This is a genomic window from uncultured Streptococcus sp., assembly GCF_915066115.1.
Classification (GTDB): Bacteria; Bacillota; Bacilli; order Lactobacillales; family Streptococcaceae; genus Streptococcus.
Window position 1 is genome coordinate 1 of sequence record NZ_CAJZDT010000045.1, and the last position, 12,260, is coordinate 12,260.

At 41.2% G+C, this 12,260-nt stretch carries 10 protein-coding genes, 1 pseudogene and 1 other annotated feature; of the genes and pseudogenes, 2 read left to right on the plus strand and 9 right to left on the minus strand.

All coding sequences use genetic code 11. The features are described 5' to 3' along the window. Window positions 1-41: 41 nt before the first annotated feature. The 9 genes from rplL to mecA form a co-directional block, all read right to left on the minus strand. The gene (gene rplL, locus QZ565_RS04510) at window positions 42-410 is read right to left on the minus strand and encodes a 50S ribosomal protein L7/L12 (RefSeq protein WP_001196965.1); all 369 of its coding nucleotides are present in this window, start codon (window positions 408-410) and stop codon (window positions 42-44) included. 73 nt (window positions 411-483) lie between these two features. Next, entirely contained in the window at window positions 484-984 is a 501-nt protein-coding gene (rplJ, locus tag QZ565_RS04515) for a 50S ribosomal protein L10 (protein ID WP_295526186.1), read from the minus strand. Between the two features lie 38 nt (window positions 985-1,022). After that, window positions 1,023-1,158: a sequence feature (ribosomal protein L10 leader region), on the minus strand. A 75-nt stretch (window positions 1,159-1,233) separates the two neighbouring features. Further along, on the minus strand, window positions 1,234-2,493 hold the full coding sequence (locus tag QZ565_RS04520; protein ID WP_295526189.1) for a TRZ/ATZ family protein: 1,260 nt from the start codon (window positions 2,491-2,493) through the stop codon (window positions 1,234-1,236). A 114-nt stretch (window positions 2,494-2,607) separates the two neighbouring features. Then, on the minus strand, window positions 2,608-4,356 hold the full coding sequence (locus tag QZ565_RS04525; RefSeq protein ID WP_295526191.1) for an ABC transporter ATP-binding protein: 1,749 nt from the start codon (window positions 4,354-4,356) through the stop codon (window positions 2,608-2,610). A 1-nt stretch (window position 4,357) separates the two neighbouring features. Further along, window positions 4,358-6,082: an ABC transporter ATP-binding protein gene (locus QZ565_RS04530; RefSeq protein ID WP_295526193.1), complete on the minus strand. Its 1,725-nt coding sequence runs from the start codon at window positions 6,080-6,082 to the stop codon at window positions 4,358-4,360. A gap of 60 nt (window positions 6,083-6,142) precedes the next feature. Beyond that, window positions 6,143-7,081 (minus strand): peptide-methionine (R)-S-oxide reductase MsrB, encoded by a 939-nt coding sequence (gene msrB / locus QZ565_RS04535; RefSeq protein WP_295526195.1) that lies wholly within the window; start codon window positions 7,079-7,081, stop codon window positions 6,143-6,145. Between the two features lie 98 nt (window positions 7,082-7,179). Further along, window positions 7,180-8,049: a homoserine kinase gene (gene thrB, locus QZ565_RS04540; protein ID WP_295526197.1), complete on the minus strand. Its 870-nt coding sequence runs from the start codon at window positions 8,047-8,049 to the stop codon at window positions 7,180-7,182. Window position 8,050: 1 nt separating this feature from the next. Further along, window positions 8,051-9,337 (minus strand): homoserine dehydrogenase, encoded by a 1,287-nt coding sequence (locus QZ565_RS04545; RefSeq protein ID WP_261033164.1) that lies wholly within the window; start codon window positions 9,335-9,337, stop codon window positions 8,051-8,053. A 151-nt stretch (window positions 9,338-9,488) separates the two neighbouring features. Next, window positions 9,489-10,226: an adaptor protein MecA gene (gene mecA, locus QZ565_RS04550; protein ID WP_247931896.1), complete on the minus strand. Its 738-nt coding sequence runs from the start codon at window positions 10,224-10,226 to the stop codon at window positions 9,489-9,491. 105 nt (window positions 10,227-10,331) lie between these two features. On the opposite strand from mecA, the gene QZ565_RS04555 reads away from it, so the two are divergent. Both QZ565_RS04555 and QZ565_RS04560 read left to right on the plus strand, forming a co-directional pair. Beyond that, window positions 10,332-11,828, plus strand: a complete 1,497-nt coding sequence (locus QZ565_RS04555) for an oligosaccharide flippase family protein (protein WP_295526202.1) — start codon at window positions 10,332-10,334, stop codon at window positions 11,826-11,828. Window positions 11,829-11,942: 114 nt separating this feature from the next. Further along, window positions 11,943-12,260, plus strand: a pseudogene (locus tag QZ565_RS04560) (ISL3 family transposase); the annotation flags it as partial.

A 12,260-nucleotide genomic window follows, 5' to 3' on the forward strand; every position in this document is an offset into this window, starting at 1 on the left:
CGGTTTAATCATGTTTTTAAGCTACTAATGTAGTTGCTCTATTATTTAAGAGTAACTGAAGCTCCAGCTTCTTCCAATTTAGCTTTGATTTCTTCAGCTTCTGCAGTTGCAACGCCTTCTTTAACAAGTGCTGGTGCACCGTCAACAAGTTCTTTAGCTTCTTTAAGACCAAGACCTGTGATTTCACGTACAACTTTGATAACGCCAACTTTTTTGTCGCCTGCAGATGTCAATTCAACGTCGAATGAATCTTTAGCAGCACCAGCGTCAGCAGCACCAGCTGCAGCAACAGCTACAGGAGCAGCTGCAGTTACACCAAATTCTTCTTCGATAGCTTTTACAAGGTCGTTCAATTCAAGGATTGAAGCTTCTTTAATTTCAGCAATAATGTTTTCAATGTTCAATGCCATTGTTATTTCCTCCAAATAAGTTTTTAAATTTATAATATTTTTTTGTAGCTAGGCTACGCTGCGTAGCTTAAGATTAAGCTGCGTCTTCTTTGTTGTCTGCAACCGCTTTGACTGCAAGAGCAACGTTGCGCACTGGCGCTTGAAGTACAGAAAGGAGCATAGAAAGAAGTCCTTCGCGGTTTGGAAGAGTTGCAAGAGCAAGAATCTCTTCTTTAGATGCGACAGCGCCTTCGATTGCACCACCTTTGATTTCAAGTGCTTCAGCGTTTTTAGAAAAGTCGTTCAAGATTTTCGCTGGTGCGATAACATCTTCGTTAGAAAATGCTACTGCAGATGGTCCAACAAATACTGATGCAAGTTCTTCAAGACCAGCTTTTTCAGCTGCACGACGCAAGATTGAGTTTTTAATAACTTTATACTCAACTTCGCTTCCACGAAGCTCACGACGAAGAACTGTATCTTGCTCAACTGTCAAACCACGAGCGTCAACAACGACGATAGATGTAGCAGCTTTCATTTTTTCAGCTACTACGTCAACTAGTTCCGCTTTTTTAGCAATAATTGCTTCACTCATTAGTGTGTTCACCTCCGTAATTATTTTGCTTGGGTAAATTTTCCAAAAGAAAAACGCGCCCAAACCTAGACACGAAAGTACAATACGCTTCTTTTTACATGATACGTTTTGTCCTCGGTAGGATATTTATGAGTCAAGCTCCCCTACTGTCTTAGGCAGTTTTTTCAAACCGTATATAAGTATATCATAGTTAAAAAAAGAATGCAAGATTTTTGCAAACTTTTTTTAAAATTTTTCGTGATTTTTCTTTTAAAGTTCTACTGTCAGGACTTGACCTTGCTTAACGACCTGCTCTCCAGCGATATAAACATCATCAACATCACTGGATTTGACAGCATAAACAAGGTGAGAGAGCATATTTTTCTGAGGTTGGAGATGAATTTTTCCTTGTGGTTGAATAACCAGAAAATCTGCCTGCTTACCGACTTCCAGACTTCCTATCTGATTTTCCATTCCTAGGGCCTTAGCCCCTTCGATTGTTAGTGCCTTGAGAGCTGTTTCGATAGGAAATTGGCTGGCATCTCCACTTTTCATTTTCTGTAGGAGAGCGGCGGTCCGTCCCTCCTCAAACATATCTAGATTGTTATTGGAAGCAACCGAGTCCGTCGCAATTCCTACTGCTATTCCTGCTTTTTGGAGCTGGATAATTGGAGCAATCCCTGATGCCAATTTGAGGTTACTGATAGGATTGTGGGCGATAGCCACTTGAGAAGTTGCCAGGCGTTCAATTTCTCGCTCATTTAATTCGACCCCATGAGCAAAGACAGACGGATGATCTAAGTAACCCAGTTCTTCTAGAAAGGCGAGGGGACGTTTACCGTATCGTTTCAAGATAATTCCTGATTCCTCCTTGGTCTCTGCCACATGGATATGGATTGGAATATTCAGCTCTTTTGCCATATCTAAGCTCTCTTCCAGCAAGTCTCTACTACAGCTGTAGGGAGAATGTGGGGCTACCATAACCTTGAAATTGGGATTTTCATATCCTATGATTGTCTCGATGATAGCTCGAGTTCTAGTAATAGTCTCAGCAGTCGTTTCTGTCTCTGAAGAAAAGAGGGGCGGTGAGAAATAACAACGCATCTTAGATGCCTTGACTGCCTGATAAACTCGCTCAATATCCACTCCATTGGGATTGTACATATCGTTAAAGGTTGTTGTTCCTGACTGGAGCATTTCTGTCAGCGCTTCTTTGACCGCCTTGGTAGTCATATCTGGTGTAAACTCAGCTTCTGCAGGCCAGATATAGTCATTGAGCCATTCATGGAGGTTGCTGTCGTCCCGAATTCCTCGTAAACCGGTCATAGCAGAATGGGTATGGCAATTGACCAATCCAGGCATAATCCAGGCTCCCTGATAGTCTATAATCTGCTCAGCTTGCTCTAAAATCTCTGACTTCTCTTGACCGACATAGACAATTTGAGAATCCTTAACGGCTAAGACACCATCCAAATAAACATGGAAATCTTGGTCACAAGTCACGATATTTACATGCTGATAGACTTTCATTCTAGGCTCCTTTTCTATAAGACAATTTACAGTGAATAATTTTTCTAGCTATTGTAACAAAAAAGTCACCCGAAGGCAACTTTTTTCGTCTATAAAATTTCAAAAGAGAAAGTCTTATTCTGAGCTAAAAACTGCAGCTTGCTGCATTTGGTAATACTTGCCTTTTCTAGCCATGAGGTCCTGATGGTTCCCATACTCAACAATGTCGCCATCCACCAATACAAGAATCAAATCTGCATCTTGAATGGTAGACAAACGGTGAGCAATGATAAAGCTAGTGCGCCCCTTCATGAGTTTAGCAAAGGCATCCTGTACCAGCACTTCTGTCCGCGTATCGATGGAGGACGTCGCCTCGTCTAAGATAAGAATCTTAGGGATAGCTAGAAAAACTCGGGCGATGGTCAAGAGCTGGGCCTGACCGACAGAGAGAGATTCTTCTGCATTTTCCAACTTGGTATCGTATCCCTGTGGCAACTGTTGGATGAAAAAGTCTGCATTGGCTGCCTTTGCAGCAGCAATCACTTGCTCCCGACTAGCATCAGGATTTCCAAAGGCAATATTGTCATGAATGGTCCCTTGCTTGAGCCAGGTTTCTTGGAGTACCATCCCAAACTGCTGTCTCAATGATGCTCGTGTATAATCATAAATAGATTGCCCATCTAACAAGATATCTCCTGAATTAATAGGGTAAAAACGCATGAGGAGATTGATAAGAGTTGACTTTCCAGCACCTGTCGGACCAACAATAGCCACCTTGCTACCTGCTGGAATATCAATAGATAAATCCTTAATCAAGATTTTTTCTGGATGGTAGCCAAAAGAAACCTGTTTAAAGGAAATGGCACCCTTCACTTGGTAACTGGTCAAGACTTCCTTGCCTGTTTCAGCTACCTCAGAGCTTTCTAAGACAGCATAGACACGCTCCGCACAAGCTAAAGCACTTTGTAACTCAGCTAGAACTGAAGAAATATCGTTAAAGGGCTTGGTGTACTGTTGGACGTAATTCAAAAAAGTCACTAAACGCCCAATGGTCAAGGTGGACCCCATCATGATACGATAAGCTCCTACTCCAGCAAGTAGAGCGTAAATGAGCGCGTTGACAAAGCGAGTTGAAGGATTAACCGTTGATGAATAAAAGATGGCTGACTGAGAATAGCCTGCGTAATTGTTATTAGCCTCATGCAGCCTTTGGATAAACTCTGTTTGAGCATTGAAGGACTGGATAATGGTCTGCTGGCTAAGCGATTCTTCAATCAACTGAGTCTGAATCCCCCTCGTCTCTGTTTGCTTCTGGAATAGATGATAGGAGCGCTTGGCAATGAATCGTGAAATCACCATAGACAGTGGCGTCAACAGCAAGACTAAGAGAGTCATGAGGAGATGAATCTGAAGCATGGCTAGAATACTAACCAAAATCATCAAGACGCCAATAAAAAATTGGTTAAAAATCATGGTCAAACCAGCTGCCAACTGTTCTATATCCGTGGTTACACGACTCACCATCTCACCACTACCTTGCCGATCTACAAAAGCAATCGGCAAACGATGGAGCTTATGAATGATTCGCTCTCGCAAGTCTCTGGTATAAGAGAAGATTAGACGATTATAAAGAAGAGGATTGGCCCATTGTACCAGAGTATTTCCTATGACTACCAAGAGCATCTGAAGAAAAATTTGCCAAAAAACTGGTGAAGAACCAGCCACTAGGACCTGGTCGATGACCTGCCCAATCAGAATAGGTAGGTAAATTGATAAACCAACTTGGGCAATAGTTCCTAGAAATGCTAGGAAAAGGAGGAAGGGATGGGTGGCTAAATCTATGGCTAACCGTTTGAGCGTCTGATTTGCGGTTTGTCGTCTCATGCTAGTCCTCCTTTCCATGTTGGGATGCATTGATTTCACGATAGACTTGACTAGTCTTCATCAAATCCTCGTGCTTGCCGATAGCTAGTAACTCACCTTTTTCCAAGAGGAGAATCTGGTCAGCCATCTGTAGTGTCGAAGTCCGTTGAGAAATCAAGATTAAGCTCGTATTTGGCAGATTTTCTCGAATAGCTTTCAAAAGCTTGGACTCGGTGATAGTGTCGAGGGCCGAGGTCGCATCATCTAGGATGAGGAACGGAGCTTGGCGCAAGACTGCTCGTGCGATAGACAGCCTTTGTTTTTGTCCGCCTGAGAAATTTCGCCCTCCTGCCTCAACTAGGGCATCCAAGAGACCTTCCTTTTCACTGACAAAATCCTTGGCTTGCGCGATTTCTAAGGATTGCCAGAGTTCTTGATCAGTCACTTCTTGATTTAAGCCTAGAGTCAAGTTGGAACGAATAGTTCCCTTAAAAAGTTCGACCTTTTGGGGCACATAGGAAATCCAAGACCGCCACTGTTCAAGATTGAGAGGACTACATCCATCTCGATAAAGGTCAATGCTTCCCTTGTCTGATGGGTAAAGTCCAAGTAAGACTTGCACCAAGCTTGATTTACCAGAACCTGTTCCCCCAATAATACCAAGGATTTGCCCTTGCTTCATATCAAAAGAAATGCCTCTCAGAGAAGGCTGGGCCGCATCTGGATAGGTAAAGGTTAATTCCTTAACTTGTAAAACCTTATTAGTAGTAACTTGCTTTTGTTCTAACTCTGCATGGATATCCTCTGGAGATTCTGCAAAGACTTCCTCGATTCTCTTGGCTGAGATATAGGACTGGTTAAGAGAATTGATCAGCATGGCGAGCTTAACCAATTCCACCAAAATCTGTAAGAGATAGTTGATAAGAGCAATCAAGGCTCCTTGACTGAGCAATCCTCCTTGAATTGAAATATAGCCCTGCCAGATGATGATGAGAAGAGTTCCATTAACAATCAGATAAGTCAGAGGGGTTAATAAACTAGACCAGAAACCTGTTTTCTCTTGTAATATAGCATAGACTTGGTTAAGGGTTTGAAAAATCTGTAACTCTCGTTTTTCTTGCCCAAAAGCACGAATAACCCGCATCCCTTGTAATTGCTGGCGCGTTTCTTGAACCAGTTGGTCCGTTTTCTTTCTCAAACTACTGTAGAGAGGATTGACCAGTCGCGAGAGCCCTACAATAACAATGGTCAAAATGACAACCATGACCAAGAACCAGAAAGTCAGCTCAGCTGAGATTCGATAGGCCATAAAAATGGCACCAAAAACGATAATAGGCGCTCTCAAAAAGAGACGCAGGAATTGATTGATACCAGTCTGAATCTGGTAGGTATCCGAAGTCAAGCGAGTCACCAAGCTAGAAGTGGTCAGACGGTCTCTGCTGTCCTTGGGCAAGGAAAGAATATGACGATAAAGGTCGTTTGTCAGTTCTTTAGCAAATCCAACCGCTGCCTTAGCTGAGTAGAACTGGGCTATTAAGGCTACTACCACACCAATCACTGCAAAGATAAGGAGCAACCCAATCTGCATCCAGAGATGTCCTTGATTTCTCTGGGGCAAGGATTGGTCAACAATCCCAGCAATCACCATGGGAACCAAGAGCTCAAACACAGCTTCTAGTAACTTGAACAAGGGGGCTAAAATGGATTCCTTGATGTAGGGTTTAAAGTAAGATAATAGGTGTTTCATAAATCCCTTCTATTCGTATTCTGGAAATGAAGAAAGTGGGAAGCACCCACCATCTCTGATTTATTTGTTTAAGTAAGGCAGTAGATAGCTATATCCTGCTTCTTCCATCTCATCCTTGGCCACAAAGCGCAAGGAAGCAGAATTGATACAGTAACGGAGGCCACCAAACTCACGCGGTCCATCTGTGAAAACATGACCCAAGTGAGCATTCCCCGACCGAGAACGAACCTCAATTCGCTCCATTCCATGGCTGAGGTCCTTGTAATAATGAATCAATTCCTTGGAAATCGGACGGCTAAAACTTGGCCAACCACAACCTGAGGCAAACTTATCCTTGGCAAAAAAGAGTGGCTCACCTGTCGTAATATCTACATAAATCCCTTCTTCAAAGGTTTGGTCATAGGCATTGGTAAATGGAGCCTCTGTAGCAGCTTCTTGGGTAACACGATAGGATTCTTCAGATAAACTGCCCTTTAACACCTCTTGACTAGGCTTTTCATAGTTTGCTGCATCAATCAATGGCTTCTCAGCATCGGTCACATCGATATGACAGTAACCTGAAGGATTTTTCTTAAGATAGTTTTGATGGTAGTCTTCAGCCAGAGTGTAATGACGTAGTTTCTCCACCTCTACTGCAATCTTTCGACCCAGCATGCGCTCCTGCTCCTGCACCACTGTGTAGATAGCTGGCAAGTCTGCTTCATCCTGATAATAGATCCCAGTTCGATATTGGCGACCACGGTCATTCCCTTGTTGATTGATTGACAAGGGGTCGATGACACGGAAATAATAAAGCAAAATTTCTCTGAGTGCTACTTCCTTCTCATCATAAATTACCTGAACCGTTTCTGCATGGTCTGTTTCTTTGAGCAACTGGTAATTGGTCGTTTCGACTTGACCATTAGCGTAGCCAACACTGGTTTCTAGCACTCCAGAAATTCGTGAAAAATACTCCTCTAGACCCCAAAAACAACCACCTGCTAGATAAATTTCTGCCATCTTTATTTCTCCTTTATCAAGTTTTTAACTCGAATTCTTTTCAAAAAAAGGATAGGAAGCCCTCTAGTCAAGAGTTTCCCCATCCTATCATCTATTCTTTATTTTGCTTCGACACGGACACCTTGGGTATCAACTTTCAAGTTATGAAGTTTTCCTTTGAAAGGTTGCTTTTCCAATTCTGCCTTAATCGTTGGCATCTTGTCATGAGAAGCCAAGACCATAACTGTCGGCCCAGCACCAGAGAGGTAGGTTGCATAGGCACCATTCTCTTTGGCTACTTGCTTAATCGTCGCAAATTCTCTCACCAAGTCCTGACGATAGCGCTCGTGGAAGAGGTCTCCCTCGATTGCTTGCCCAGCTGTCACCATGTCTCCTGCCAACAAGGCCGCAACCGCCACATTGGCGATAGAACTAGCTGCAACAGCCTCCTTGTAGGACAATTTTTTAGGCAAGACACCACGGCTGTCTCGAGTACGCAATTCATAGTTGGGAATGTAGGCTAGGAAATCACACTCTGGGAAGTCTGCTACGATAGCAGAAACTTGCCCTTCAACAGAACTTGCAATAACGAGATTACCATAAATGGCTGGAGCCACATTGTCAGGATGTCCTTCAATCTTGGTCGCCAACTGCAATTTTTCATGGTCTGACAAGTTGAGCTGGCCCAATTGGTTGGCTAATTCAATCCCAGCAACGATAACAGAGCTAGAAGAACCCAAACCACGCGCCAAGGGAACATCACTAGTCATTTTCAAACGTCTTGGTTGCAAGTCTGGTACAATTTGCAGGGCAATTTTGAGCAAGAGATTACGCTCGTCATGGGGAATCCATTTGCCAATCTGGTGTTCAATCAACCACTCATCACGTTCTTCACAGACCTCAATTTGAAGATACTTGGTTACAGCTACACCGACCGAGTCAAAACCTGGCCCGATATTGGCACTGGTTGCAGGTACAATAATTTTCATCTTATTCTCCTAGCACCTTGAAGGTATTCAAGAGGTCGAATTCTGAAACCTTCTTCAATTCAGCTGAAACATTTTCAAGTTGGGCTTTATTAATCTTATGTGTAATGATGACGACACGCGCCTTGTCACCATCTTTTCCATCTTGGAGAATTTGCTTGAAGGAAATATCTTGAGCGTTGAAAATCTCAGCCAATTTCAAGACCTGACCTTTTGAGTCTGGTGCCAAGATTGAGAAATAGTAATTAGCCTTAACATCTTCTGGATTAGCCAAGACCAAGTCACGGCTATATTCGTTGAAGTCTTTTCCAATTGTTCCATCATTCAAGCGACGAACAATACGGACAATATCCGCCACAACACTTGTTGCAGTTGGTTTTTGACCCGCACCTGGTCCGTAGTACATAGACTCACCGATACCGATAGATTCTACAAAGACAGCGTTCATTACCCCATTTACACTAGCAAGTGGGTGCGCTTTAGGAAGGAAGGTTGGAGTTACTTCCGCTGCAATTCCTGAAGGAGTTTCCTCGATAGAACCAACCAATTTCACTACATAACCAAGCTCTTGAGCTACAGCTACATCTTCTGGTGTGATGTTACGAATTCCCTTGTGGGCTACGTCGTCAAAGGCAACCTTCATACCAAAGGCAAATTGGCTCAAAATCACCATCTTGTAGGCTGCATCAATCCCATCTACGTCATTTGTCGGGTCACTTTCTGCAAAACCTAGTCTTTGCGCTTCCGCAAGAGCATCGTCGTAAGACCATCCTTCTTCCACCATCTTGGTCATCATGAAGTTGGAAGTTCCATTAACCACGCCAAGGACACGAGTGATTTTATCAGAAGCCAAGGAATTTGCTAGAGTACGAAGAATTGGAATACCACCAGCTACTGCTGCTTCGTAGTAAAGTGCTACCTTGTTAGCTTGAGCGATTTCTAACAATTCTGCACCATGAACAGCTAAAAGGTCCTTGTTAGCAGTAACAACGTGTTTCCCAGCTTCCAAGGCACGAGTGATAAAGGTTTTAGCAGGCTCAATACGCCCCATCAATTCCACTACAATCGTAATGTCTTGGTCTGATAAAATATCATCCACATTGGTTACAAAGTTAAAGTCATTCCCTGCTGCAAGCAAGCGATTCTTTTCATCTTCATCCTTGACCAATACCTTGGCAACTTCAATCTCTGAATGTGCTGATTGATTGATTTTTTCTCCATTTTCCTTTAGGAGGAAAGGCACACCACTTGCAACGGTACCAAATCCTAGTAAAGCAATTTTAACTGTCATGTTTGTCTCCTCGAAATTTTCTATTATAGCCATTATAACAGAATTTTGTGAAAATTCCTATTATAGTAAATCACTATTTCAGTCTAGAAAAGAAAAAACGAATCTGATGATTCGCTCTTCTTAAAATCTAGAAATAGCTTTCCAGAAATGATTATCCAATCTTTTGCAGATTGAGCACGGCATCGTGATTGATCAAGACTTGACCATACTCTTGTAAGACTGAGCGACTGATATCACTATCGTCCGCAAACTCGCGCATACGAGCCAACAGCCAAGCTGGATATGGACTTGGATGATTTTCAATATCCACTAAAATGGTCAAATAATAGCGCTCGTTCATTTTGTAGAGTTCAGAAGTTTCCATCTCAAAAGTCACTGTCTTGGCAAAAGCCACCAAGTCAGCCAACTTAGCAAAAGAAAGGATATAGTAGATATAAGGCTCTTTCTTGCTTTCAACTTCTTGTTCAGCCTGTTCCTGCTCTTCTTCCTTGGCTTCGACTTGCTCTAGAGATTGAATCGCTTCGATATCATCCTTAGTTTTGTCTGCGATGCTTTTTTCTAAGGTTTTGATAAATTCATCTGGCGACATTTGAGCCAATTCTTCCATGTCTGGTAAATCCGATAAATCTTCAAAATCTAGATTTTGGTCAATCTTTGACTTGGTCACAAAGACATCTACCTTATCAGGTTTTGGAGTTACACGAAAGCTCAACATGCCTGTATCTAGAAAGCTCTCAGGCATCTCTAACTCATCCAAGATAGCATAAAAGAACTCTTCTGTTTTTTCTTGAGGAACGAGAAAGTCAGCAATCTCCATGCCACGATCCATCAAATCCTCTAAAGACATCGTGATTTTCAAAGTTGTATCACTAATTTGTTTCATTTTCATTGCTAGTAACCTCATACTTTCAGTTCTATCTATTATACTAGATTTTTACGATTTTATCAAAAGAATGAAGCGAGAATGTAATATAATACTAGAGACCATTTTACAATACAAGAAAGAAAGTACAATGAAAATATAAAAGTTAATGCACTGACTAGCTTACTAGTCAATGTTCTCAATATCGTTTTTCCTCTGATAACCAATCCTTATCTGACGCGGATTCTCAGCAAATCCAACTACGGTTATTTCAATACCGCCAATACCTGGGCTAGCTTTGTCATTCCTTTATCCGCCTTTGGGATTTACAACTATGGGATTCGAGCTGTCAGTAATGTCAAGGATGATAAGAATAAAATCAACTATGTCTTTTCTAAGTTGTTTTATATTTCTGTTTTCACTTCTATCCTGATGACTAGTATCTACTTCCTCATTATCTTTTTTGATACCAGCATTGAAAATCTGAAAGTTCTCTACTATATTTTAGGTGCACAAGCACTCTTCCAATTCCTCTATATTGAGTGGATGAATGAAACATATGAAAATTACTCCTTTATATTATATAAGACATTAATTATACGAATAGCCATGTTGGTTGCAATCTTTACCTTTGTAAAAACTCCAGACGATATCGTACCTTATGCAATCATTATGAGTGCAACAACAATTCTCAACTATCTACTCAGTTTTCTCTGGATTAAGCGAGAAGTTTCCTTTGTTAAGATCGGTCTTGTCGAATTAGTCAAAGCATCTAAACCACTGACTATGCTTCTCCTAGCGAACGCCAACATGCTCTATACCTTACTTGATAGAATGTTTATCACCAAAGGCCCTGATGAAAACTATATTTCTTATTATACCATTACTTCTAGCATCGTCATGTTAATTGCCAGTGTCTTGAGTGGAGCTATCAACGTCAGTATTCCACGTCTAGGCTACTATCTCGGTAAAAAAGACTATGAGTCTTATAAAAATCTTCTAAATCAAGGCGCTGCCCTCTTTTACTTCCTCATCATTCCAACCAGTATTGGGATTATGGTATTAGGGAACTACGCAACTGTCATCTACTCTTCTGAAAAATACCTTGAAGCTGGTATTGTGACTAGTATCTTCGCCTTTCGAACTATCATTTGGGCCATTGAATTAATCCTTGGTAAGCAGATTATCTTCATCAACGACAATGAAAATCGTTTAACAGCCTTTTACTTTATTGGTGGCGGATCTAATATCCTACTCAACAGTATCTTGTATTTCAATAATATTTTTGCACCAGAGTACTACATTGCTACTACTATTATTGCAGAAACTGTAGTTGTTCTACTGGAAATTTACTTTATCAAGAAGCATCATCTGCTTGACTTAAAAGAAATCTTTACTACTTTAACACGCTATACTATTGTATCGCTCGGATTCATTCCAATTTATTTCACTTTTAAATTTCTTTTCCAAATCAACTCTTATACAGTCAACCTCAATATGATACTCATGGTACTCTCGACTGTTGCAACCTGTGGAATCTACTATCTCTTGATACTTTTTATCACAAAAGATAAAACATTCCATTATGCACTCAATCTTGTACTTACTAATATAAAAAGGTCTCTATAATATTTGTAGTGGGTAAATCCCCTATAGATATTATGGAGCCTATTTTGTTATAGAAAAAAAGTCCCATATGACCTATAATGAAAAGCGACAAAACAACTCATTAGAAAGATTCATATGGAACAATTATATTTTATCACAAAACTACTCGATATCAAAGACTCAAATATCAAAATTGTAGATATCATCAATATGGATACACATAAGGAAATCATCGCTAAACTGAATTACAATGCCCCATCTTGCCCTGAGTGCGGAAGCTAAAAAATTGCTCAAAAATTGATTGAAAAGACTTCTATGACCGATATTTCACGCCAGCTTTCCATTTCAACTTAAACTGTCATTCGAAAGCTCAGTGACTTCCATTTTAAACATGATTTTTCTCAACTTACCGAGATTATGTCTTGGGATGAGTATGCCTTACATAAGGGACAC

Coding starts and splice junctions, on each gene's coding strand:
- rplL (WP_001196965.1), bottom strand. CDS start 410: ATGGCATTGAACATTGAAAACATTATTGCTGAAATTAAAGAAGCTTCA.
- rplJ (WP_295526186.1), bottom strand. CDS start 984: ATGAGTGAAGCAATTATTGCTAAAAAAGCGGAACTAGTTGACGTAGTA.
- QZ565_RS04520 (WP_295526189.1), bottom strand. CDS start 2,493: ATGAAAGTCTATCAGCATGTAAATATCGTGACTTGTGACCAAGATTTC.
- QZ565_RS04525 (WP_295526191.1), bottom strand. CDS start 4,356: ATGAGACGACAAACCGCAAATCAGACGCTCAAACGGTTAGCCATAGAT.
- QZ565_RS04530 (WP_295526193.1), bottom strand. CDS start 6,082: ATGAAACACCTATTATCTTACTTTAAACCCTACATCAAGGAATCCATT.
- msrB (WP_295526195.1), bottom strand. CDS start 7,081: ATGGCAGAAATTTATCTAGCAGGTGGTTGTTTTTGGGGTCTAGAGGAG.
- thrB (WP_295526197.1), bottom strand. CDS start 8,049: ATGAAAATTATTGTACCTGCAACCAGTGCCAATATCGGGCCAGGTTTT.
- QZ565_RS04545 (WP_261033164.1), bottom strand. CDS start 9,337: ATGACAGTTAAAATTGCTTTACTAGGATTTGGTACCGTTGCAAGTGGT.
- mecA (WP_247931896.1), bottom strand. CDS start 10,226: ATGAAAATGAAACAAATTAGTGATACAACTTTGAAAATCACGATGTCT.